Genomic DNA, 22,201 nt, shown 5'->3' with positions numbered 1-22,201 from the left:
CAGTGAGATGGCATTTGAAGGTTTAGCCGACCGTCTTCAGAACACTTTACAAAAAATTCGTGGAAAAGGGAAAGTAAATGAAGCGGATGTAAAGGAAATGATGAGGGAAGTACGCCTTGCGCTTCTTGAGGCGGACGTTAACTTTAAAGTAGTTAAAGATTTTGTGAAAAAAGTATCTGAACGTGCTGTTGGTCAGGAAGTATTAAAGAGTCTGACACCAGGACAGCAAGTAGTAAAAGTTGTTAACGATGAACTGACAACCCTCATGGGTGGGGAACAAAGCAAGATTGCCGTTTCCAACCGACCGCCAACCGTAATTATGATGGTTGGTCTGCAAGGTGCTGGTAAAACAACAACAACAGGAAAGCTTGCAAATCATTTACGGAAAAAGCAAAATCGTAAACCGTTACTGGCTGCAGCTGACATCTACCGTCCTGCTGCGATCAAGCAATTAGAAACAGTAGGAAAACAATTAGATCTTCCTGTGTTTCAGATGGGTGATCAAGTAAGTCCTGTCAAAATTGCTGAGTCAGCCATCGCAAAAGCAAAAGAAGATCATCACGATTATGTCATTATTGATACAGCGGGGCGTTTACACATTGATGAAACGCTTATGGATGAGTTGAAGCAGGTTAAAGAAATTTCAAAACCTGATGAAATCTTCTTAGTTGTAGATGCAATGACTGGTCAAGATGCTGTGAATGTTGCCGAGAGCTTTAACGAAGCGTTAGGAATCACTGGTGTTGTCTTAACCAAACTTGATGGGGATTCACGTGGTGGTGCGGCACTTTCAATTAAAGCTGTTACAGGCCTTCCTATTAAATTTGTAGGTCTTGGTGAAAAGATGGATGCTTTAGAGCCTTTCCATCCCGATCGTATGGCTTCAAGAATTTTAGGAATGGGTGACATGCTTACTCTTATCGAAAAGGCACAAACCTCAGTAGATGAAGAGAAAGCGCGAGATCTTCAGAAGAAGATGCGTGATATGTCGTTCACGTTCGATGATTTTCTTGATCAAATGGGACAAGTGAGAAATCTTGGACCGCTTGATGAAGTCCTTGGCATGCTACCAGGTGCGAACAAGATGAAAGGACTGAAAAACGTTCAGATCGATGAAAAACAGATCGGTCACGTTGAGGCCATCATCCGTTCGATGACTCTTCATGAAAGAGAACAGCCTGAGATTATCAATGCCAGCCGTAAGCGCCGCATCGCTAAAGGAAGCGGAAGAACGGTACAAGAAGTAAATCGCCTCATCAAACAATTCGAGGACATGAAGAAAATGATGAAACAAATGTCTGGAATGATGAATGGCAAAAAGAAAAAAGGTGGATTTAAATTCCCTTTTATGTAAACTGAATTTTCAGGTTTACAAACCTGTCAATTTATACTATTATATTATTTTGTGTGAACTATTTTCGGAGGTGCAAGTTATAATGGCAGTAAAAATTCGTTTAAAGCGTATGGGTGCTAAGAAAGCTCCTTTTTATCGTGTAGTAGTAGCAGATTCTCGTTCTCCTCGTGATGGACGTTTCATCGAAGAGATCGGAACTTATAACCCAGTTGCTAACCCAGCTGAAGTTAAGATCAACGAAGAAAAAGCTCTTGAGTGGATGACTAACGGTGCGAAACCATCTGACACTGTTCGTAACCTATTCTCAAAAGCTGGTCTTATGGAGAAATTCCATAACGCGAAAAACCAAAAATAATTTTGACGAAGGGGAACAGATATGACAGAGTTGATCGAATCAATTGTGAAAGCTCTAGTTGATCACCCAGATGAAGTTAGCGTCAAAGAGGTTGAAGAAGGACACCGACTTGTTTATCAACTAACTGTTAACCAGACGGATATGGGAAAAGTTATCGGTAAACAAGGAAGAGTGGCTAAAGCGATTCGAACGGTTGTGAATGCAGCGGGTACGAATCAGAATAAAAGGATTTCAATTGAAATCGTCTAAAAAGGATGAGGGAAACCTCTTCCTTTTTTCTTTTATTCGAAGGCTTTTTAATGAAAATTATAAAATAACTCTTAAGCACCTTTTAAATAAGAATCCATTTTTAAAAGTATACATACTGAGTTTTATGCTAAAATTTAGATTATAAGTAATTGATTAATTTGTACGGAGGTAGTTTATCAATATGGAATATGAATGGCTGAACGTAGGTAAGATTGTAAATACACACGGAATTAGAGGAGAAGTCAGAGTGATCTCTAGAACTGACTTCCCTGAGGAACGCTATAAGGTCGGAAACATTTTATATGTAGATATGGGATCAGATCATATACCTGTAAAGATTGAAACGCATAGAAAACATAAGCAATTTGACCTTTTAACATTTGAAAACCTCCATAACATCAATGATGTTGAACGTTTTAAAGGAAATCTTCTTAGAGTGCCTAAGGATCAGTCTGTTTCATTAGATGAAGGAGAGTTTTTCTACCATGATATTATCGGCTGCTCGGTTTTCACTGTTGAAGGTGAAGAACTAGGAAAAATTAAAGAAATATTGTCTCCTGGAGCAAACGATGTTTGGGTAGTGAAGAGAAAAGGATTCGGTTCAGATATTCTTATCCCTTACATTCCTTCCGTTGTGAAATCAGTGGATGTGAAAGAATCAAAGATTGTTATTGAGCCATTAGAAGGATTATTCTAATGAAAATAGATGTCTTAAGCCTTTTTCCGGAAATGTTTTCTGGCGTTTTTGGTCATTCGATCTTAAAAAAGGCCCAGGAGAAAGATGCACTTGAACTTCGAGTGATCGATTTTCGTGAGTTCTCAACCAACAAACATCGGAATGTTGATGATTACCCATACGGAGGAGGAGCCGGCATGGTCCTCACTCCGCAGCCTCTGTTTGACGCGGTAGAACATTTAACGAAAGAAGTAACTGTAAAACCTAGAATCATCCTTCTATGTCCTCAAGGAGAAACATTTACTCAAGGAAAAGCAGAAGAGTTGGCCGAAGAAGAACATCTTATTTTCTTATGCGGTCATTATGAAGGTTATGATGAACGTGTTAGAAAGCACCTTGTGACAGATGAGATTTCAATAGGTGACTATGTGCTAACGGGTGGCGAACTTGGTGCTATGGTCGTCATAGACGCTGTTGGGAGACTGCTTCCTAATGTTCTTGGAAAAGAAGCATCTCACCAAGAGGATTCATTCAGCACAGGTTTGTTAGAGCATCCGCAGTATACGAGACCTGCTGATTTTCGCGGTATGAAAGTGCCTGATGTGCTTATGTCAGGAAACCATAAGAATATCGAAACTTGGCGCAAAAAAGAGTCTTTAAGAAGAACGTATGAACGTCGACCTGACTTGCTAGAAAAAATCAAATTAACAAAAGAAGAAGAAATTTGGCTTAATGAGATAAAAGATCATAAAACAACTTGAACACTGTTTGAGTTATATGGTATTATATTGTTTGTGGCTTATGCCCGTTTAATCCGGTGTTCCGCTGCTTTATCATTTAGCAAGAACATCCATGGGAAGGGAGGCAATAAACTATGCAACAGCTTATTGCAGATCTAGCGAAAGATCAATTAAAAGATTTACCAAAATTCCGTTCAGGTGACACTGTTCGTGTTCACGTGAAAGTTATCGAGGGTACTCGTGAGCGTATCCAGCTTTTCGAAGGTGTAGTTATCAAGAAGCGTGGATCAGGAATTTCTGAAACGTTTACTGTTCGTAAAATTTCTTATGGTGTTGGTGTGGAGCGTGCGTTCCCATTACATTCACCGAAGATCGCGAACCTTGAAGTAGTTCGTCGTGGTAAAGTTCGTCGTGCGAAGCTATACTACCTACGTGCACTTCGCGGTAAAGCAGCTCGTATTAAAGAAATTCGCTAATAATTCTCGAAAGGAGCTTGACTTATTCAAGCTCCTTTTTCCATATTATAAGTAAGGAATTTCTAGAGATGGTGAGGATTAAGAATGGCACGTACAAAAAACGAAACGTGGGAATGGATTAAAGCATTAGCGGCAGCCTTATTATTAGCAGGGATCATCCGATTTTTTCTTTTCGCACCCGTCGTGGTCGATGGACAATCAATGATGCCAACCCTGCACAACGGAGATCGTCTGATCGTTAACAAGTTTTCCTATGTGATTGGCGATCCAAAAAGATTCGATATTGTAGTCTTCCATGCAACCGAAGAAAAGGATTACATAAAAAGAGTAATCGGTTTACCTGGAGATACGGTCGAATATAAAGATGACACCCTTTATGTAAATGGTAAGCAAGTAAAAGAAGAATATTTAGAAGCGTATAAAAAGAAAACAAAAGATGGAAACTTCACTTATGATTTTAAGTTACTTGAAGTAACGGGTAAGCAAAAGGTTCCTCAAGGTCAGCTATTTGTATTAGGTGACAACCGAAGAAATTCTCAAGACAGCCGAAATATTGGAACTGTGGATGATGATACGATTTTAGGAAAAGCATCTTTCCGTTTCTGGCCGTTAAAGGATATTGGATTTGTAAAGTAGGGTGAGATAACATGACCATTCAATGGTTTCCTGGACATATGGCCAAAGCGCGCCGGGAGATAACTGAAAAACTCAAAATGATTGATGTCGTATTTGAGTTAGTGGATGCTAGAATTCCTCTAGCTTCTAGAAATCCCATGATCGATGAGATTCTAGGTCAGAAACCTCGTATTGTACTTTTGAACAAAGCAGATCTAGCTGATCCAAAAGTAACATCGATGTGGGAAAGTTATTTTTCAGAAAAAGGAATTCCCTCTCTTGCTATTAACTCGCAAGATGGTAAAGGGATTAAAAAAATAGAACCGCTTGCTCATGAGCTAGTAAAAGAGAAGTTCGATAAGATGAGAGCAAAGGGAATCGTCAAACCACGTGCGGTTAGAGCACTTATTGTCGGCATACCTAACGTTGGTAAGTCCACGATCATCAACCGTATGGCGGGTAAGAACATTGCTGTAACAGGTGACAAGCCTGGTGTAACAAAGAAACAGCAATGGATCAAGGCGGGTAAGACATTAGAATTATTAGATACTCCAGGAATTCTGTGGCCAAAATTTGAAGACCAATCAATCGGTTTAAAATTAGCAGTTACAGGAGCGATTAAAGAAACTCTCTTTGATTTTACTGAAGTAGTCTTATATGCGATCAAATATTTAAAAGAACACTACGAAGAGCGTCTAGTTGAACGATACAAGCTTTCTGAGATTCCAGATGACTCACTGCCTCTTTTCGAAGAGATCGGAAAGAAACGGGGATGTATGATGAGTGGCGGAGAAGTGGATCTTGAAAAGACTGCTGAGATTGTGTTACGAGACCTTCGAGCAGAAAAGCTTGGACGCTTGTCATATGAGCGCCCAAATGACTTTGAAATTAAATAGAGGTAACTGAACAGGCGCTTACGAAAGTGCCTGTTTTTAAAATTTACGGGCTTTCTAAAAGTCTTTCTGAAGACAAAGTTGCTCTTTGGAAGTGGTTGATCTCCGTTTCAGGTTGCTCGCTTTCCGGGGGGCGTGCGGTGAGCCACCTCGCCGCTTTGCGCCCTTAGGTGTCTCACCTGTCCCGCTGATCCCCCAGGAGTCTCGCACCTTACACTCCAATCAACTTGTCCATGATGCCCATAAAGAAAAAGCAAAAGTAACGATCTATTATGAAACACCTTCTAAAAAGAACGTATATAAAACCGATAATACATACATAAAGAGCGTGATGAATATGAAACTGTCGATAAAAGAATGGGAACAAAAATTAAAATCCAGTGAAGATAATGAGTTGATCCATTTACTGAAAATCCTCTCTGAAGATGAAAGACAAGGTGCAAAAAAACTTTTTCAATCTTTCTCAAAACGCATAGAGCGAGAAGAAGCTGAAGTAACGAGATTGAAGCTGATGCATACTTACGAAGAGCAATGCCAAGCACAAGGGAAGACTTTGATCGCGGGTGTAGATGAAGTCGGTCGCGGACCTTTAGCTGGTCCTGTGGTGGCAGCTGCAGTGATCTTGCCTCTAGGATATATGCTGCCAGGGGTAAATGATTCTAAAAAATTGTCTGAGAAAAAAAGAGATGCTCTATATGAGATTATTTTAAAGGATGCGATTTCTTACAGTGTCCATTTAGTGCAGCCAGATCAGATCGATGCAATCAACATTTACCAAGCGTCTAAGTTGGCAATGACTGAAGCAGTCTGCTCTTTACATGTTAATCCAGATCAGCTTTTAATTGATGCTATGGAAGTTCCTTTAGCGATCGACCAATTAAAAATAATAAAAGGTGATGAGAAAAGTATTTCTATCGCGGCTGCTTCAATCGTTGCAAAGGTTACAAGAGATCGATATATGCAGAGCCTTCATGAAAAATATCCTCAATATGGATTGAATTCCAATATGGGTTATGGAACGAAGGAACATTTACTTGCACTTCAGCAGTTTGGACCGGCAGACATTCATCGTAGATCATTTAGTCCAGTAGGAGAACTTATTAAAATTACAGGAAGTGATTAACCTGTTACAATTCAATCTAATTAATGGTAAACCATTAATTCCGGCTAAATCAATGTATGAACCTTTACTTTTAAAGCTCAATCAGTTTATATCTGCAAAGATTTTAGAAATCTTCCCCGATCAAACAGCGAAGGTTCAATATAACGGTTCGACGCTTTATGCGAAATTAGAAGCGCCTTTAATCAAAGGAGAAAACTATCTATTCGAAGTTTCTGAGAAAAACGGTGCGATCTATTTAAAAAAGATGGACATAGATCCAATTAAGTCTACTTCAGAACAGATCTTATCGAGATGGAGCCTTCCAACATCCGATATAAACAAAAAAGCAGTTGATTTTGCGATCATAGAAAAGTTACCTCTATTAAAAGAAAACATAAAAGCCGTCTCCGAGATTTTAAAATTCACAAACGCGCTACCACTACATGAAAAAAAAGCAGTTGTTCAGCGTATGATGGAGCTTCAACTGCCTCCTAAGCAAGAGATCGTTCAAGCAGTTGCTTTCAGTCTAAAAAGCAGTGAAGGATCAAGTGGTGAGTTCAAACAGCTCTATGAGGCTCTCAAGCCCTATATTCATAAAGATAAAGCTGTTTCGAAAACCGTAGAGCTATTAAAAGACCTCTTTGTATTTAAAGGTAGCGAGGCAAGTAAGCAACAGGCTCCAATTCAAGACAGAGTGAGAAGTATGGATAAAAAAAATACAGCAGACATCGTTATGCCATTGAATGGAAAACTTCCAGATCCAATAAAGGTTCAGACAGGTATATTTGATGTGCAAGAAAATCTCCCTACACAATTAAGAGACGATGTGATGAAGGTTTCTAAAGAAACAAATCTGAACGCATCAGAAGAATTTATTACAGCCGCAAAAAAGTGGTTGATTAAATCTGGTCTATTGCATGAGAAAAACATTTTGTTAGACCCGGTACAACTAAAACAAACGGAAACGTTAAAGTCACAACTACTGCACCTGCAACAGAACGCTGACCGTATTGAGTTGCCTGAGATCATACAGACAAAAACAGAACTAGCATTGAATAAACTTACTGGTCAACAGTTACAGAATATTCAAAGCAACGAGAACATGCAGCAATTTATCCTTCATATTCCGTTCAATGGATCGGAAAATCCGAAAGAGATGACCGTTCGTTGGGAAAGCAAAAAGCAAGGTGAAAAAGGAATCGATCCAGATCATTGCAGGATGCTTTTTTGGTTAGAGATGAAGCATCTAAATGATGTAGCTGTAGATGTGCATATTCAAAACAGAATCGTTTCATTAAAAGTTTATAATTCGCATCCCGCTATCGAAAAATTTTCAGAACCGTTATTAAACAGATTAAAGATTAGTATGAAGAACATGAATTATACGCTATCATCCGTTGTATTCAGTTCTCAAAACGAAAAGATAAAAAATACCGAGACTTCTATTTCATATAAAGGATTGGATCTTAGAGTATGAGTGAACATAAAAAAGAAGCTGTGGCGTTAAAGTATAGTCCGCTCGAATCTACCTCGCCGGTAGTTATTGCAAAGGGAAAAGGTGAAACAGCAGAGCGGATACTAAGATCTGCAGAAGATCATAACATACCGATTCAGGAAGATTCTTCCTTAGTCCATTTATTATCTAAGTTAGAGATCGAAGAAAGTATACCTGAAGAATTGTATGAAGTGGTCGCTGAACTGTTTGCTTTTATTTATAATTTGGATAAAGAAGCAGGGAAATCTACATAAATGTCATTGAAACGGGGCATTCCTATCTTTAAAGGAGTGTGTTTTAATGCCTAAGAATAAATTAGTCGTGCAGCAATCCGAACAACTTGTGAATCAATTTAAAGAAGAGATGGCTGAAGAGTTTGGAATGTACCGTTCAGCTGCTGAATCTGAAGCGATAACACCTAAAATCATCAAGAAACAGAAAAACGAAAAAAACAAATGAAAAAAGAAGGTGTTTTCGTTCCTAAAGGGGACGAAAAAGTGATAAAACCAAAGTCATTTAACAGTGATTTTGGTTTTTTATTTTGGCTAAAAAGGTGTATGCGCTTGCAATTTTCTGAAGAATAGTAGACATAATAGACTAGGTCTTATACAATGATAACGGTACTTTAAGTTTTCACCATGATAGGAGGATGGAGAGTAAATGAATATCCACGAATACCAAGGTAAAGAGATACTTAGAAAATATGGTGTGGCTGTTCCAAACGGGAAAGTAGCATTTACCGTTGAAGAAGCAGTAGAAGCTGCTAATGAGCTGGGGAGCACTGTATCTGTAGTTAAAGCACAGATCCACGCAGGTGGCCGCGGTAAAGCAGGTGGCGTTAAAGTCGCTAAAAATATCGATGAAGTGCGTACATACGCAAATGAAATCTTAGGAAAAGTTCTTGTGACTCATCAAACAGGTCCAGAAGGTAAAGAAGTTAAGCGCTTACTTATCGAAGAGGGCTGTGATATTAAGAAAGAATACTATATCGGTCTTGTACTAGATCGTGCAACATCAAGTGTTGTTATGATGGGATCTGAAGAAGGCGGAACTGAAATTGAAGAAGTGGCTGAAAAGACACCTGAAAAAATCTTCAAAGAAGTAATCGATCCAGCGATCGGCCTTCAAGCATTCCAAGCAAGAAGACTTGCTTATAACATCAACATCCCTACTGAATTAGTAGGAAAAGCAGTGAAATTCATGATTGGTCTATATACGGCTTTCGTTGAAAAAGACTGTTCAATCGCAGAAATCAATCCATTAGTTGTAACAGGTGACGGAAATGTTATGGCACTTGATGCAAAGATGAACTTTGATTCTAATGCTTTATACCGTCACAAAGACATCTTAGAATACAGAGATCTTGAAGAAGAAGATGCAAAAGAAATCGAAGCATCTAAATACGATCTTAGCTACATTTCCCTAGATGGAAATATTGGCTGCATGGTTAATGGTGCTGGACTTGCTATGGCAACGATGGATATCATTAAACATTACGGCGGCGACCCGGCTAACTTCCTTGACGTTGGGGGCGGCGCAACTACTGAGAAGGTAACAGAAGCATTCAAGATTATTCTTTCTGACAAAAATGTTAAAGGAATCTTTGTTAACATTTTCGGCGGAATTATGAAATGTGATATCATCGCGAACGGCGTTGTTGAAGCAACAAAACAAGTTGGTCTTGAGTTACCTCTTGTTGTGCGTTTAGAAGGTACTAACGTTGATCTTGGTAAAAAGATTCTTAAAGAATCTGGCCTAAACATTACTGCTGCAGATTCTATGGCTGATGGTGCAGAGAAGATCGTAGCTTTAGTTAAGTAATTTTAGAAAACATCGTAGGAAGGATGGATTGATGCATGAGCATTTTTATTAATAAAGATACAAAAGTTATCGTTCAAGGTATTACAGGTTCTGTTGGTCTTTTTCATACAAAACAAATGCTTGAATATGGTACGAAAATTGTTGGCGGTGTTACACCAGGTAAAGGTGGAACAGAAGTTGAAGGTCTTCCTGTTTTTAACACGGTTGTTGATGCAGTTAAAGAAACAGGAGCTAACGCTTCTGTAATCTATGTTCCTCCTGCATTTGCTGCAGAAGCGATCATTGAGGCTGTTGACGCTGAGTTAGATTTAGCGATCTGTATTACTGAAGGTATTCCAGTAATGGATATGGTAAAAGTAAAGCGTTATATGGAAGGCAAAAAGACTCGTCTAGTTGGTCCGAACTGCCCGGGAGTAATTACTCCTGAAGAATGTAAGATCGGTATCATGCCAGGCTATATCCATACAAAAGGCCATGTTGGCGTAGTGTCACGTTCTGGAACATTAACGTATGAAGCTGTACACCAGCTTACAGAGCGTGGGATCGGGCAATCTACTGCAGTTGGTATCGGTGGAGACCCAGTCAACGGAACAGACTTTATTGACGTTTTAAAGGCTTTTAACGAAGATGAGGACACATACGCAGTAATCATGATCGGTGAGATCGGTGGAACTGCTGAAGAAGAAGCTGCTGAATGGGTTAAAGCGAACATGACGAAACCTGTAGTAGGATTCATCGGTGGTCAAACGGCGCCTCCAGGAAAACGTATGGGGCATGCTGGTGCGATCATCTCTGGTGGAAAAGGAACAGCAGATGAAAAGATCAAAACGATGAAAGCTTGTGGAATTAAAGTTGCAGCAACGCCTTCAGTTATGGGTGAAACTTTAGTTGAAGCTTTGAAAGAAAACGATCTATACGATCGCTGTGTAACAAACAAAGCAAAAGCGTAATAACGATTACAACGTGAAAAGCTCCCAGATCGGGAGCTTTTTATTTACATTGAATTGTTTCATGAGGAGGAATGAAGTTTGGATAAAGAACGCTTAATTTATCTTCATCATTGCGAAGGACTCACTTGGAATCAATTAAGATCAATAGTTGTAGCTGATCCTGAACTGAAATCTGTTTTTTCAATGGACATTCGCAGGTTGAAAATGTCGTTTGGTTACAGTGACCTAACGGCAAAGCGCCTCTATCAACACATGAGACAATATAATAGTACATACATAATGAAGAATCTTTTGAGACAATCTATTTCAGCAGTTACGATATTCGATAAAAATTATCCTCCGCTGTTAAAGAACATTTATGACCCGCCATGGGTTCTTTATGGACAAGGGGATTGGACAATCCTAAATCGGGATAAAATGATTAGTGTGGTCGGTACTCGTCATCCTAGCAAACAGGGAAAACAAGCGTTAGAAAAAATTCTTACTCCGTTAATTGATGATAATTGGATCGTGATCAGCGGATTAGCTAAAGGGATTGATACGTTCGCTCATGAGTTAAGTATTCAAAACAAGTCCTTAACAGCAGCAGTTCTAGGTTCTGGCCTGTTACAGATCTATCCGCAAGAAAACAGAGCACTTGCTAAAAAAATTAGTGAACAAGGAATCTTGTTATCTGAGTTTGCACCACAGGTTACACCAAAACGCTGGCATTTTCCGCTTCGTAACCGTATAATAAGCGGTCTCAGCCGTGCAACACTTGTTGCGGAAGCACGAACAAAGAGTGGTTCGTTAATTACAGCAGATCAAGCACTCGAACAAGGAAGGGACGTATTTGCGATTCCAGGATCGATTCTAGAAGAGTGTGCGAACGGGACCAATTTTTTGATTCAAAATGGAGCAAAATTAGTCATGAGTGCAGAAGATATTCAAAATGAAAGTATCTAACCGTTTTCATTTAAATGAGGAAACAGTTTGACAAATGCAGATACATTATTTAATAATAGGGAAGATTTCACTAAACCCTTAAAGGGGGATAAACTGTAAATGGAAAAATATTTAGTCATTGTTGAGTCTCCCGCCAAAGCAAAGACAATAAAAAAGTATCTAGGGAGCAAATATGACGTTAAAGCATCTATGGGACATATTCGTGATCTTCCAAGAAGCCAGACTGGCGTAGATGTAGAAGCAAACTATGAACCAAAATACATTACGATCCGTGGAAAAGGTCCTATCTTAAAAGACTTAAAAACTGCAGCGAAAAAAGCAAAACGCATCTTTCTCGCAGCTGACCCGGATCGCGAAGGTGAAGCAATTGCATGGCATCTTGCTCACAGTTTGGATATGGATTTAGATTCTGATTGTAGAGTTGTGTTTAATGAGATTACAAAAAATGCGATAAAAGATTCTTTTAAAAGACCAAGAAAGATCAATATGGACTTAGTTGATGCACAGCAAGCAAGAAGGGTGCTTGACAGACTAGTAGGATACAAAGTCAGTCCGTTATTATGGAAGAAGATCAAAAAAGGATTGAGCGCCGGACGTGTACAAACGGTTGCGGTCAGATTGATCGTTGAACGCGAGAAAGAGATTGAAGCTTTCCAACCAGAAGAGTATTGGAAGATTAAAGGAATCTTTAGTGCTTCTGGAGAGGATTTTGAAGCACAGTTCTACGGAACTGGCGGCAAGAAAAAAGAACTTTCCAACGAAGAAGAAGTGAAAGAGATCCTAAGCACGATAAAAGGTAAACAGTTTAAGATCGATTCTGTTCAGAAAAAAGAAAGACGCAGAAATCCTTCGCCGCCTTTCATCACTTCTTCACTTCAACAAGAAGCGGCTAGGAAATTAAATTATCGAGCTAAAAAGACGATGATGCTCGCACAGCAATTATATGAAGGAATTGATCTAGGTAAAGAAGGTACAGTCGGTCTGATCACCTATATGCGTACAGATTCGACACGTATATCTGATACAGCAAAGACGGAAGCTGCCGAATTTATCGAAAAAGAATATGGAGAGCAGTTCGTGAACAAATCAAGAGTGGAGAAGAAATCTGGAAAGAACGCTCAAGATGCCCATGAAGCGATTCGTCCAACTTCTGTCATGTATCATCCACGTGATTTGAAGAATTATCTTTCAAGAGATCAACTCAGATTATATAAGCTGGTCTTTGAGCGATTCTTAGCGAGCCAAATGGCATCAGCTGTTCTCGATACGATGACAGTGGATTTAGAGAACAACGGAATCAACTTCCGCGCGACTGGATCAAAGGTTAAGTTTCCTGGATTTATGAAAGTCTATGTTGAAGGCAATGATGATGGGAAAAAAGAAGAAGATCGTATTCTGCCAGATGTTCAAGAAGGCATGAAAGTAGAAAAGAAAGATCTTGAACCAACTCAGCATTTTACGCAGCCGCCTCCACGTTATACAGAAGCTCGGCTTGTTCGTACGATGGAAGAACTGGGTATAGGCAGACCGTCAACATATGCACCAACACTTGATACCATTCAAAAACGTGGATATGTAGCTCTCGACGAAAAGAAGTTTGTTCCAACAGAACTTGGTGGTCTTGTTTTAGAGATGACATTGGAATTCTTTCCTGAAGTATTCAACGTTGAATTTACTGCCAAGATGGAAAGTGATCTTGACGAAGTAGAAGACGGGAAAGAAAACTGGATCAGGATCATCGATGACTTCTACAAAGGCTTTGAAAAGAAACTAAAGATTGCAGAAGAAGAGATGCAAAAAGTAGAGATCAAAGATGAGCCGGCCGGCGAAGACTGTGAGAAATGTGGACATGAGATGGTTTACAAGATGGGACGCTTCGGGAAGTTTATGGCTTGTTCTAACTTCCCAGACTGCAGAAACACGAAACCGATCGTAAAAGATATCGGTGTTACATGTCCGACTTGTCATGAAGGAACAATCGTAGAGCGGAAAAGTAAGAAAAAGAGACTTTTCTATGGATGTAACCGTTATCCAGATTGTGAATTCGTATCTTGGGATAAACCTATTGCCAGAACGTGTCCGAAGTGTAATAGTATGTTAGTAGAAAAGAAAACGAAAAAAGGCAAAGTCGTACAATGTGTATCTTGCGATTATGCTGAAGAGGAAGCAAAGTAAGGAGTTTATCTTCATGAATCAACATGTTAACGTAATCGGAGCAGGTCTTGCTGGCAGTGAAGCAGCTTGGCAGATCGCTAGCCGAGGAATTCAAGTAAAACTATACGAGATGAGACCGGTTAGACAAACACCGGCTCATCATACTGAGAAGTTTGCAGAACTAGTATGTTCGAACTCACTTCGTGCTAATACATTAACTAACGCTGTCGGAGTACTAAAAGAAGAGATGAGAAAATTAAACTCTGTTATTATTTCATCAGCTGATGATTGTGCAGTTCCGGCTGGTGGAGCTCTGGCGGTCGACCGTCACGAATTTGCTAGCCTTGTGACAGAGCGAGTTAAGAATCATCCTAATGTTGAGGTAATCACTGAAGAAGTAACAGAGATCCCTGAAGGTCCAACTATTATTGCGACAGGACCTCTAACTTCTGATAACTTATCAAAATCGCTAAACTCATTAACAGGTGAAGAGTATCTCTATTTTTACGATGCAGCTGCACCAATCATCGAAGTAGACAGCATCGATATGGACAAGGTGTATCTAAAGTCCCGTTACGACAAAGGTGAAGCAGCTTATCTAAACTGTCCGATGACTGAAGAAGAATTTGACCGTTTTTATGAAGCGTTAATCACTTCTGAAACAGTCCCTCTAAAAGAATTTGAAAAAGAGATCTTTTTCGAAGGATGTATGCCAGTTGAAGTTATGGCTAAAAGAGGGAAGAAAACGTTATTGTTCGGACCAATGAAACCAGTAGGTCTCGAAGATCCAAAAACAGGCAAGATTCCTTATGCGGTCGTTCAATTAAGACAAGATAATAGTGCAGGAACTCTATATAATATTGTAGGTTTCCAAACACACCTTAAATGGGGACCTCAAAAAGAGCTTCTAAGACTGATTCCTGGCTTAGAGAACGCAGAGGTAGTACGTTACGGTGTAATGCATCGTAATACGTTCTTGAACTCTCCACGCCTCTTAGAAGAGACGTATCAGTTAAAAGCAAGAAAAGATCTTTTCTTTGCAGGTCAGATGACTGGTGTTGAAGGGTACGTTGAAAGTGCTGCTTCAGGATTGATCGCAGGAATCAATGCTGCAAAGTTAGTTAATGGCGAAGAACTAGCAGTTTTCCCAAAAGAAACAGCCATCGGAAGTATGGCGTATTATATTACGACTGCTAATCCGGATAATTTCCAGCCGATGAATGCTAACTTTGGCCTTCTTCCACCTCTTGAGAAGAGAATCAAAAATAAACAAGAGCGTAATACAGCTCTAGCTGATAGAGCATTGGAAACAATTCAGAATTTTATAACAAATTTGTGAACATGTATTGATTTAGCCCCTAAATTGTGTTACGATTTAGGGGCTTTGTGAGGTGTATGAAATGGTATCAGAACGCCAACACGTGGTGGATTTCTTGAATTATTTAATGATTGAGAAGAACTGTTCACCTTATACGATTGAACACTATGAAAAAGACATTAATGATTTTACTTCTTTTTTGAAACAGCAAGCAATCGAAGGATTCGCTGCTGTTTCTTATGTTTTAGTCAGGCAATATTTAGTGACTCTTCATGAGAAGAAGTATGCTCGAAATACAGTAGCAAGAAAGATATCAGCGATGAGAAGTTTTTATCGTTTCCTAAACCGCGAAAAGATCGTTGAAGAACATAACCCTTTCGCTATGGCATCGCTCCCTAAAAAAGCAAGAATGCTTCCTCAATTTCTTTATGAAAAAGAGTTGGAGAGGCTTTTTAATGTGTCTGATGTTACAACCCCCATGGGACAAAGAAATCAAGCCATCCTCGAAATATTGTACGGAACTGGTATTCGTGTCAGTGAATTGTGTAAGATGCAGTTAAAGGATCTTGATTTAAATGTAGAGATAGCGCTTGTTAAAGGAAAAGGTAAAAAAGAAAGATATGTTCCGATCGGATCGTTCGCGAGAGAATCTCTTGAAAAGTATATACAGGACGGTCGCAACCTGCTGCTAGAAAAAACAGAAAAGAAGTCGGATGCATTATTTTTAAACTATAAAGGGGAACCTTTAACCGCGAGAGGCGTAAGAACTATATTAAATAAACTAATTGAGGAATCTTCCCTTACCATACATATCAGCCCGCATGTTTTGCGGCACACGTTTGCGACACACATGCTGAATGAAGGCGCAGATCTCAGAGCTGTTCAGGAGCTATTAGGGCATGCTAATCTTTCCTCTACACAAGTTTATACACATGTTTCAAAAAGTCATTTGAAAAAAATCTATAATAATGCGCATCCTCGAGCATAAAAACAAAAAGGGAGGGATTTTTCAATGTCAACATTTCATGCTACTACAATTTTTGCGATTCAGCATAACGGCAAGTCCGCTATGACTGGAGATGGTCAGGTTACGTTCGGCAACGCAGTTGTAATGAAACATACTGCCAAGAAGGTAAGAAAGCTTTTCGGAGGAAAAGTGCTTGCTGGGTTTGCAGGCTCGGTTGCAGACGCATTTACGCTTTATGAAAAATTTGAGAGCAAGTTAGAAGAATACAGCGGAAATCTGCAGCGTGCATCAGTAGAGATGGCTAAAGAATGGAGAACAGATCAAGTTCTTAGAAAGCTTGAAGCTCTACTAATCGTAATGAACGAAGAGCATATGTTATTGATCTCTGGAACTGGTGAAGTAATCGAGCCAGACGACGGGATTCTCGCGATTGGATCAGGTGGCAATTATGCTCTAGCTGCAGGTCGGGCACTGAAGAATCATGCCCCTGAACTCTCAGCAAAAGAAATCGCTCTTGCATCTTTAAAGACTGCTGGCGAAATTTGTGTTTACACGAACACAGAGATTGTTTTAGAAGAATTGTAAAAAGTAAAGGAGCGGTTGCAATGAACAGTCAATTAACTCCAAGACAGATTGTTGAAAAGTTAGATCAGTATATTATAGGTCAAAACGATGCAAAGAAAGCTGTCGCTGTTGCGCTTCGTAATCGTTATAGAAGAAGTTTGCTCGACGATAAGCTTCGTGATGAAGTATCACCTAAAAATATTCTGATGATCGGACCTACTGGTGTAGGGAAGACAGAGATTGCTAGAAGGTTAGCAAAACTAGCGCAAGCTCCTTTCATTAAACTTGAAGCAACTAAATTTACTGAAGTTGGCTATGTTGGACGTGACGTTGATTCGATGGTACGTGACCTAGTTGAAACTTCAGTAAGACTTGTAAAAGAGCTGAAGATGAATGATGTAAAAGACAAAGCTGAGCAAAATGCTAATAAAAGACTTGTAGAGCTCTTAGTTCCTGGTAAAAAAACTGAAACGAGCTTTAAAAACCCGCTAGAGATGTTCTTTGGTGGCGGTAATCAAGAACAGGAACAAAAGCCACAGCAAGATGATGTTTCAGATCTTAGACAGAGACGAAATCAAATGGCACAGAAGCTTGCGCTTGGTGAGATGGAGGATCATCTTGTATCGGTAGAAGTAGAAGAGCAGAATCCTTCTATGTTAGACATGTTCCAAGGTTCGGGTCTGGAACAAGTAGGTATGAACATGCAGGACATGATAGGCGGTCTAATGCCGAAGAAAAAGAAAAAGCGAAAACTCACTGTTCGAGAAGCTCGTAAAGTATTGACGCAAGATGAAGCGGCTAAACTAATCGATATGGACGATGTTACGAGTGAAGCAGTTTACAAGACCGAACAAACAGGTATTATATTTATAGATGAGATCGATAAGATTGCAGGAAAGAACCAAAACTCTGCTGATGTGAGCCGTGAAGGTGTTCAGCGAGACATCCTTCCGATCGTTGAAGGTTCTACAGTAATGACGAAGTATGGCTCGATCAAGACAGATCATATCCTGTTTATTGCAGCTGGAGCTTTTCATATTTCTAAGCCTTCAGATCTCATTCCTGAATTGCAAGGAAGATTTCCGATCAGAGTTGAACTAAATAGCTTGTCTGTTGAGGATTTTACACGTATATTAATAGAGCCTGATAATGCGATCATAAAACAGTATAAAGCTCTATTGAGTACGGAAGGTATAAATGTTGAATTTTCTGACGATGCTATTGCTAAGATTGCAAGCATTGCCTATGAAGTGAATCAGGACACCGATAATATTGGTGCACGAAGACTTCATACCATATTGGAACGCTTATTAGAAGATTTATCTTTTGAAGCGCCTGATATCAGCTTAGATCAAATTACCATTACACCCGAGTATGTAGAAGAAAAACTGGCTAACATCGCAAAGAATAAGGATCTGAGCCAATATATATTATAGGATGCAGTAGGAGGAAGAAATACAATGAATTTATTGAACAAAGCAAGAAGTATCAACTCGATGCTTCAACAAACTGGTGGTAAACAAGTAAACTTTAAAGAGATGGCTGAAACACTTAGTACGGTGATTGAAGCAAATATTTTTGTAGTCAGCCGTCGTGGTAAACTGTTAGGTCTCGCTCTTAAACAAGAAATTGAGAACGAGCGTATGAAGAAGATGATCGAGGATCGTCAATTCCCTACTGATTACACAAAGAATCTTTTCAACATTACAGAGTCTCTTTCAAACATTGATATAGAGAGCGATTATACGGCATTCCCTGTAGAGAACAAAGATTTATTCTCTACGGGATTAACGACAATCGTTCCAATCGTAGGTGGCGGTGAAAGATTAGGAACTCTTATTCTTTCAAGACTATCTACATCATTTGAAGAAGACGATCTAGTTCTTGCTGAGTACGGTGCTACAGTTGTTGGAATGGAGATCCTTCGTGAAAAAGCGGAAGAGATCGAAGAAGAAGCTCGTAACAAAGCAGTTGTTCAAATGGCGATCAGTTCATTATCATATAGTGAGCTAGAAGCGATCGAACATATTTTTGAAGAATTAGAAGGAAACGAAGGATTGCTTGTAGCAAGTAAGATTGCAGACAGAGTGGGAATTACACGATCTGTTATCGTCAATGCACTTCGTAAATTAGAGAGTGCTGGTGTAATTGAATCACGTTCTTTAGGTATGAAAGGTACGTATATCAAAGTGTTGAACGACAAATTCTTGCTTGAACTCGAAAAGCTTAAAACTTCATAACAATTAGTGATATAAACCAGTTCTGAAAAATCAGAGCTGGTTTTTTTATTGAATAAAACGAGAGTAAACGGTCTATAAGATATTTACATGTAAAAGGTAGTAATTGTTTGTCATCGTTGTTCATTTTAGAGAGCAATGAGACAGTAAGAATTTTTATAGAAAACATACAAATTCTTTATCAATTTTTATTATCCATGTAAATGTATTGTGTTAAATTGTAAATAATTGTCGAGTTGGTCAAATGTGGTAAAGAGGTACCAAAAACCGTATAAATACAGGTAATTTATTACTAGTTTTCAATTTGGGTATAAAGTCATGGTCGAAATATAGTCCTTTCTATCGAAAAAAGTCAGTTTGGGAAAAAATACATAGACACTTTTTGGATATATCACTTAAAATATGATAGTGAGGTAAGATTTAACATAATATGAAACTTCTATAGTAAAAAAGAGGGAAGTGGTGAACTTGTTCTCTGGCTCAGTCATAAAAAATTTAGAGATGGCATTAGATGGATCAGCATTAAAACAAAAGACCATTTCAAATAACTTAGCTAATGTGGACACACCTGGATATAAAGCTAAAGAAACTGTTTTTAACCAGGAATTCAAAAAAAGCTTGCAAGCCCATCGAACAGATCAGCGTCATTTTTCATTCGGTACTGAAACATCTTCTTCTTTTAGTGTAAGAGAAAAAACGAATACAGTGATGAATCACAACGGAAATAATGTGGATGTAGATAAAGAGATGGCAGAATTAGCAAAAAATCAGCTTTATTATCAGACACTTGTACAGCGAATTAATGGAAAGTTTAATTCAATTAAGATGGTTGTTAAAGGTGGGAGATAAATATGGGAGTCTTTGATGCAATGAATGTATCAGCATCCGGTTTAACGGCTCAACGGCTTAGGATGGATGTTGCTTCCTCTAACATGGCAAATGTCGATTCGACACGCGGAGAATATAAGAACGGTGTGTGGGAACCGTATCGACGTAAAATGGTCGTTTTAGGTTCTGGTGAATCTAGTTTTAAGAACATGTTTAATAAGGCTGTTAATAACGGAAAAATGGCTGGGGTCAAAGTGAATGGTATCGTCAATGATCAAACGCCATTCAAGACGGTTTATCAACCTGAACATCCTGATGCGAACGAAGAAGGATTTGTTCAACTTCCGAATGTAGACCCACTAAAAGAGATGGTCGATCTAATGAGTGCTACACGATCGTATGAAGCAAATGTTACTGCACTAAACGCAGCAAAAGGAATGTACTTAAAAGCATTAGAAATTGGCCGTTAGGGGTGTTGAAACATGGACAAAATTTCAATTGGTTCACTTCAGAACATCAGTAATCCAGCTTCAGTCGCAAAAGTGACACCATATGAAGCTCAAGAAGATTTTAAGAGCTACCTAAAAGGAGCTTTAGATACGTTGGGTGAAACACAAGCCCAATCTAATCAAGCTACTCAAGGTTTGATGAACGGTAATATGGATAACCTCCATCAAGTGATGATCACAGCTGAAAAAGCAAGTGTAACGATGCAAACGACTCTAGAGATTCGTAATAAAGTTGTTGAGGCCTACCAAGAAATAATGAGGATGCAAGTATAGGCTCTGTTATATGATTCGATATTAGCATTCGATTTTGGGGGTAACTGTTAAAAATTTTTATTGCGCTTATCGGGGGAAAAAATGAAAGAAAAATGGAAAAACATCATCAAGCAAACGACAGAACGATTTAAAACTCGTTCCAATGGACAAAAGGGATTTATTCTCGGTGGAATCTTTCTTATTATCGCAGCATTCATCTTTGTAACAGTCATGATGTCAACACCAAAACTTGTTCCTTTGTATTCAAATCTTTCCCCTCAGGAAGCTGGTCAAATACAAGAGAATCTAAATGGCAAAGGTGTGGCGAATGAAGTCCAAGATGGCGGCAAAACCATACTCGTTCCTGAAGAACAAGTTAACAATCTGCAAGTGCAGCTTGCCGCGGAAGGATTGCCTGAAAGTGGAAATATTGATTTTTCATATTTTGGTGAGAAATCAGGTTTTGGAATAACAGACAAAGAGTTTGGTGTTTTAGAGAGAGAAGCGACACAGACAGAGATAGCTAGTTTAATTAAAAGCATCAACGGGGTTGAAGATGCGAGCGTTATGATCACCCTTCCTGAAAGCAGTGTGTGGGTAAACCAAGAAGAAGAAAAAGCTTCAGCTTCTGTTGTTCTATCATTAGGAGCGGGTGCGAAATTAAATGAAGATCAGGTAAAAGCACTCTATCATCTCGTTTCAAAGAGTGTGAGCAACCTTCCTATGGAAAATATCGTCATTACGGATCAATACTTTAATTATTATGATTTGAATGCTGTAAACTCTACTGCTTCAGCTTCAAAATATGAAGAGCAAAGAAAGATCAAGCAGGATGTTGAAAGAGACTTACAACGAAGAGTTCAACAGATGTTATCAACAATCATGGGACAAGGTAAAGTAGTTGCTACAGTGACAACAGATATTGACTTTACGGAAGAAAAACGTGAAGAGAATATTGTAGAACCTGTTGATAAAGAAAACATGAAAGGTATCGAAGTAAGCGTTGAGCGAATAAGAGAGACGTTTACGGGAGAAGGTGCTGGAGAAGGTGGAGTCGGAGGAACGGGTGATCAAGAGGTACCTACCTATCCAGGCTCAGCTGCTGGCTCAAACGGAGACTATGAAAAAGTAGAAGAACGTATCAATAACGAAGTGAACAAGATACGTAAAGAAATCGTGGAGAGTCCGTATGAAATAAGAGATCTAGGCATTCAAGTCATGGTAGAGCCACCGACTCCAAACAAACCAGAATCGTTACCACAAGAACGATTAGATGATATTGAACAAATATTGAGTGCGATCGTTAGAACGAGTATCTCAAAAGATATAAACGAAACATTATCAGAAGAAGATATTCAAGAAAAAATATTTGTATCTGCACAGCCGTTCAACGGGAAGCAAGAAACAACTGCTGTTTCTAAAGGTATTCCGTTATGGATCTACATAGTTGGTGGAGTCTTATTAATCGTAATTATTCTATTAATCTTCTTGCTTTCTCGAAAAAGAAGAACAGAGACCGAAAGTAAGATTGAAGAATTCCAGATGGATGAGCCTCAAGAATCTTACTATGTACCAGATGTAAACCAAGAAAAAGGGTCTGAGGGAACAGTTCGTAAGGAGCAGTTAGAACGAATGGCAAAAGAAAAGCCTGAAGAATTCGCCAAGCTAGTAAGAACATGGCTTTCAGAGGAGTAAGGAGGT

General features: G+C 39.1%; 25 protein-coding genes. All 25 read left to right on the top strand.

Annotated elements, in window-relative coordinates:
- Nucleotides 1–7: 7 nt before the first annotated feature.
- The 25 genes from ffh to fliF all read left to right on the top strand — a co-directional run bounded on the left by ffh (nt 8) and on the right by fliF (nt 22,195).
- Nucleotides 8–1,354: a signal recognition particle protein gene (gene ffh, locus H9648_RS09650; RefSeq protein ID WP_191753640.1), complete on the top strand. Its 1,347-nt coding sequence runs from the start codon at nt 8–10 to the stop codon at nt 1,352–1,354.
- An 82-nt stretch (nt 1,355–1,436) separates the two neighbouring features.
- A complete protein-coding gene (gene rpsP / locus H9648_RS09645) occupies nt 1,437–1,709 on the top strand; it encodes a 30S ribosomal protein S16 (protein ID WP_066393596.1) in 273 nt (90 codons plus the stop codon).
- A 21-nt stretch (nt 1,710–1,730) separates the two neighbouring features.
- Nucleotides 1,731–1,958, top strand: coding sequence for a KH domain-containing protein (locus H9648_RS09640; RefSeq protein ID WP_191753639.1), 228 nt, complete (start codon nt 1,731–1,733; stop codon nt 1,956–1,958).
- A gap of 181 nt (nt 1,959–2,139) precedes the next feature.
- On the top strand, nt 2,140–2,655 hold the full coding sequence (gene rimM, locus H9648_RS09635; protein WP_191753638.1) for a ribosome maturation factor RimM: 516 nt from the start codon (nt 2,140–2,142) through the stop codon (nt 2,653–2,655).
- Nucleotides 2,655–3,395, top strand: coding sequence for a tRNA (guanosine(37)-N1)-methyltransferase TrmD (gene trmD / locus H9648_RS09630; protein WP_191753637.1), 741 nt, complete (start codon nt 2,655–2,657; stop codon nt 3,393–3,395). The genes rimM and trmD overlap by 1 nt, the downstream gene beginning before the upstream one ends.
- A gap of 113 nt (nt 3,396–3,508) precedes the next feature.
- Nucleotides 3,509–3,850, top strand: a complete 342-nt coding sequence (rplS, locus tag H9648_RS09625) for a 50S ribosomal protein L19 (RefSeq protein ID WP_066393605.1) — start codon at nt 3,509–3,511, stop codon at nt 3,848–3,850.
- A gap of 84 nt (nt 3,851–3,934) precedes the next feature.
- The gene (gene lepB / locus H9648_RS09620) at nt 3,935–4,486 is read left to right on the top strand and encodes a signal peptidase I (protein ID WP_144700811.1); all 552 of its coding nucleotides are present in this window, start codon (nt 3,935–3,937) and stop codon (nt 4,484–4,486) included.
- Nucleotides 4,487–4,497: 11 nt separating this feature from the next.
- Nucleotides 4,498–5,361: a ribosome biogenesis GTPase YlqF gene (gene ylqF, locus H9648_RS09615; RefSeq protein ID WP_153238555.1), complete on the top strand. Its 864-nt coding sequence runs from the start codon at nt 4,498–4,500 to the stop codon at nt 5,359–5,361.
- Between the two features lie 334 nt (nt 5,362–5,695).
- Entirely contained in the window at nt 5,696–6,481 is a 786-nt protein-coding gene (locus tag H9648_RS09610) for a ribonuclease HII (protein ID WP_191753636.1), read from the top strand.
- A complete protein-coding gene (locus tag H9648_RS09605; protein WP_191753635.1) occupies nt 6,474–7,937 on the top strand; it encodes a hypothetical protein in 1,464 nt (487 codons plus the stop codon). The genes H9648_RS09610 and H9648_RS09605 overlap by 8 nt, the downstream gene beginning before the upstream one ends.
- On the top strand, nt 7,934–8,209 hold the full coding sequence (locus tag H9648_RS09600; RefSeq protein ID WP_191753634.1) for an EscU/YscU/HrcU family type III secretion system export apparatus switch protein: 276 nt from the start codon (nt 7,934–7,936) through the stop codon (nt 8,207–8,209). The genes H9648_RS09605 and H9648_RS09600 overlap by 4 nt, the downstream gene beginning before the upstream one ends.
- A 46-nt stretch (nt 8,210–8,255) precedes the next feature.
- Entirely contained in the window at nt 8,256–8,414 is a 159-nt protein-coding gene (locus tag H9648_RS09595) for a small, acid-soluble spore protein, alpha/beta type (protein ID WP_137789681.1), read from the top strand.
- A 201-nt stretch (nt 8,415–8,615) separates the two neighbouring features.
- On the top strand, nt 8,616–9,776 hold the full coding sequence (gene sucC / locus H9648_RS09590) for an ADP-forming succinate--CoA ligase subunit beta (RefSeq protein WP_144700801.1): 1,161 nt from the start codon (nt 8,616–8,618) through the stop codon (nt 9,774–9,776).
- A gap of 35 nt (nt 9,777–9,811) precedes the next feature.
- Complete coding sequence (sucD, locus tag H9648_RS09585) at nt 9,812–10,726, top strand: succinate--CoA ligase subunit alpha (protein ID WP_144700799.1); 915 nt, start codon at nt 9,812–9,814, stop codon at nt 10,724–10,726.
- Between the two features lie 78 nt (nt 10,727–10,804).
- A complete protein-coding gene (gene dprA / locus H9648_RS09580; RefSeq protein WP_191753633.1) occupies nt 10,805–11,671 on the top strand; it encodes a DNA-processing protein DprA in 867 nt (288 codons plus the stop codon).
- Between the two features lie 99 nt (nt 11,672–11,770).
- Nucleotides 11,771–13,846: a type I DNA topoisomerase gene (gene topA / locus H9648_RS09575; RefSeq protein WP_191753632.1), complete on the top strand. Its 2,076-nt coding sequence runs from the start codon at nt 11,771–11,773 to the stop codon at nt 13,844–13,846.
- 13 nt (nt 13,847–13,859) lie between these two features.
- Entirely contained in the window at nt 13,860–15,164 is a 1,305-nt protein-coding gene (gene trmFO / locus H9648_RS09570) for an FADH(2)-oxidizing methylenetetrahydrofolate--tRNA-(uracil(54)-C(5))-methyltransferase TrmFO (RefSeq protein WP_191753631.1), read from the top strand.
- 61 nt (nt 15,165–15,225) lie between these two features.
- Nucleotides 15,226–16,131, top strand: coding sequence for a tyrosine recombinase XerC (gene xerC / locus H9648_RS09565; RefSeq protein ID WP_191753742.1), 906 nt, complete (start codon nt 15,226–15,228; stop codon nt 16,129–16,131).
- A 24-nt stretch (nt 16,132–16,155) separates the two neighbouring features.
- On the top strand, nt 16,156–16,695 hold the full coding sequence (gene hslV, locus H9648_RS09560) for an ATP-dependent protease subunit HslV (protein ID WP_137789675.1): 540 nt from the start codon (nt 16,156–16,158) through the stop codon (nt 16,693–16,695).
- Between the two features lie 20 nt (nt 16,696–16,715).
- Nucleotides 16,716–18,110: an ATP-dependent protease ATPase subunit HslU gene (gene hslU, locus H9648_RS09555; protein WP_191753630.1), complete on the top strand. Its 1,395-nt coding sequence runs from the start codon at nt 16,716–16,718 to the stop codon at nt 18,108–18,110.
- A gap of 24 nt (nt 18,111–18,134) precedes the next feature.
- The gene (gene codY / locus H9648_RS09550; RefSeq protein ID WP_066393642.1) at nt 18,135–18,914 is read left to right on the top strand and encodes a GTP-sensing pleiotropic transcriptional regulator CodY; all 780 of its coding nucleotides are present in this window, start codon (nt 18,135–18,137) and stop codon (nt 18,912–18,914) included.
- Nucleotides 18,915–19,373: 459 nt separating this feature from the next.
- Complete coding sequence (gene flgB, locus H9648_RS09545; RefSeq protein ID WP_144700791.1) at nt 19,374–19,760, top strand: flagellar basal body rod protein FlgB; 387 nt, start codon at nt 19,374–19,376, stop codon at nt 19,758–19,760.
- Between the two features lie 2 nt (nt 19,761–19,762).
- Nucleotides 19,763–20,209, top strand: a complete 447-nt coding sequence (gene flgC / locus H9648_RS09540) for a flagellar basal body rod protein FlgC (protein ID WP_191753629.1) — start codon at nt 19,763–19,765, stop codon at nt 20,207–20,209.
- Between the two features lie 12 nt (nt 20,210–20,221).
- On the top strand, nt 20,222–20,521 hold the full coding sequence (gene fliE / locus H9648_RS09535; protein ID WP_191753628.1) for a flagellar hook-basal body complex protein FliE: 300 nt from the start codon (nt 20,222–20,224) through the stop codon (nt 20,519–20,521).
- 81 nt (nt 20,522–20,602) lie between these two features.
- Nucleotides 20,603–22,195 carry a flagellar basal-body MS-ring/collar protein FliF gene (gene fliF / locus H9648_RS09530; RefSeq protein ID WP_191753627.1) on the top strand — a complete coding sequence of 531 codons (1,593 nt, stop codon included), beginning with the start codon at nt 20,603–20,605 and terminating at the stop codon, nt 22,193–22,195.
- Nucleotides 22,196–22,201 lie beyond the last annotated feature (6 nt).

The organism is Fictibacillus norfolkensis (assembly GCF_014836645.1).
GTDB classification, from domain to species: Bacteria; Bacillota; Bacilli; order Bacillales; family Fictibacillaceae; genus Fictibacillus; species Fictibacillus norfolkensis.
The sequence above is the reverse complement of the archived record's forward strand: the minus strand, read 5'-3'. Positions and strand labels throughout refer to the sequence as shown.

Bases quoted from the DNA above. Each gene is read 5' to 3' on its own strand.
- xerC (WP_191753742.1), top strand. From the start codon at position 15,226: ATGGTATCAGAACGCCAACACGTGGTGGATTTCTTGAATTATTTAATG.
- flgC (WP_191753629.1), top strand. From the start codon at position 19,763: ATGGGAGTCTTTGATGCAATGAATGTATCAGCATCCGGTTTAACGGCT.
- fliF (WP_191753627.1), top strand. From the start codon at position 20,603: ATGAAAGAAAAATGGAAAAACATCATCAAGCAAACGACAGAACGATTT.
- trmFO (WP_191753631.1), top strand. From the start codon at position 13,860: ATGAATCAACATGTTAACGTAATCGGAGCAGGTCTTGCTGGCAGTGAA.
- lepB (WP_144700811.1), top strand. From the start codon at position 3,935: ATGGCACGTACAAAAAACGAAACGTGGGAATGGATTAAAGCATTAGCG.
- H9648_RS09610 (WP_191753636.1), top strand. From the start codon at position 5,696: ATGAAACTGTCGATAAAAGAATGGGAACAAAAATTAAAATCCAGTGAA.
- rplS (WP_066393605.1), top strand. From the start codon at position 3,509: ATGCAACAGCTTATTGCAGATCTAGCGAAAGATCAATTAAAAGATTTA.
- H9648_RS09595 (WP_137789681.1), top strand. From the start codon at position 8,256: ATGCCTAAGAATAAATTAGTCGTGCAGCAATCCGAACAACTTGTGAAT.
- ffh (WP_191753640.1), top strand. From the start codon at position 8: ATGGCATTTGAAGGTTTAGCCGACCGTCTTCAGAACACTTTACAAAAA.
- H9648_RS09600 (WP_191753634.1), top strand. From the start codon at position 7,934: ATGAGTGAACATAAAAAAGAAGCTGTGGCGTTAAAGTATAGTCCGCTC.
- codY (WP_066393642.1), top strand. From the start codon at position 18,135: ATGAATTTATTGAACAAAGCAAGAAGTATCAACTCGATGCTTCAACAA.
- H9648_RS09640 (WP_191753639.1), top strand. From the start codon at position 1,731: ATGACAGAGTTGATCGAATCAATTGTGAAAGCTCTAGTTGATCACCCA.
- rpsP (WP_066393596.1), top strand. From the start codon at position 1,437: ATGGCAGTAAAAATTCGTTTAAAGCGTATGGGTGCTAAGAAAGCTCCT.
- fliE (WP_191753628.1), top strand. From the start codon at position 20,222: ATGGACAAAATTTCAATTGGTTCACTTCAGAACATCAGTAATCCAGCT.
- trmD (WP_191753637.1), top strand. From the start codon at position 2,655: ATGAAAATAGATGTCTTAAGCCTTTTTCCGGAAATGTTTTCTGGCGTT.
- topA (WP_191753632.1), top strand. From the start codon at position 11,771: ATGGAAAAATATTTAGTCATTGTTGAGTCTCCCGCCAAAGCAAAGACA.
- sucC (WP_144700801.1), top strand. From the start codon at position 8,616: ATGAATATCCACGAATACCAAGGTAAAGAGATACTTAGAAAATATGGT.
- hslU (WP_191753630.1), top strand. From the start codon at position 16,716: ATGAACAGTCAATTAACTCCAAGACAGATTGTTGAAAAGTTAGATCAG.
- ylqF (WP_153238555.1), top strand. From the start codon at position 4,498: ATGACCATTCAATGGTTTCCTGGACATATGGCCAAAGCGCGCCGGGAG.
- rimM (WP_191753638.1), top strand. From the start codon at position 2,140: ATGGAATATGAATGGCTGAACGTAGGTAAGATTGTAAATACACACGGA.
- hslV (WP_137789675.1), top strand. From the start codon at position 16,156: ATGTCAACATTTCATGCTACTACAATTTTTGCGATTCAGCATAACGGC.
- sucD (WP_144700799.1), top strand. From the start codon at position 9,812: ATGAGCATTTTTATTAATAAAGATACAAAAGTTATCGTTCAAGGTATT.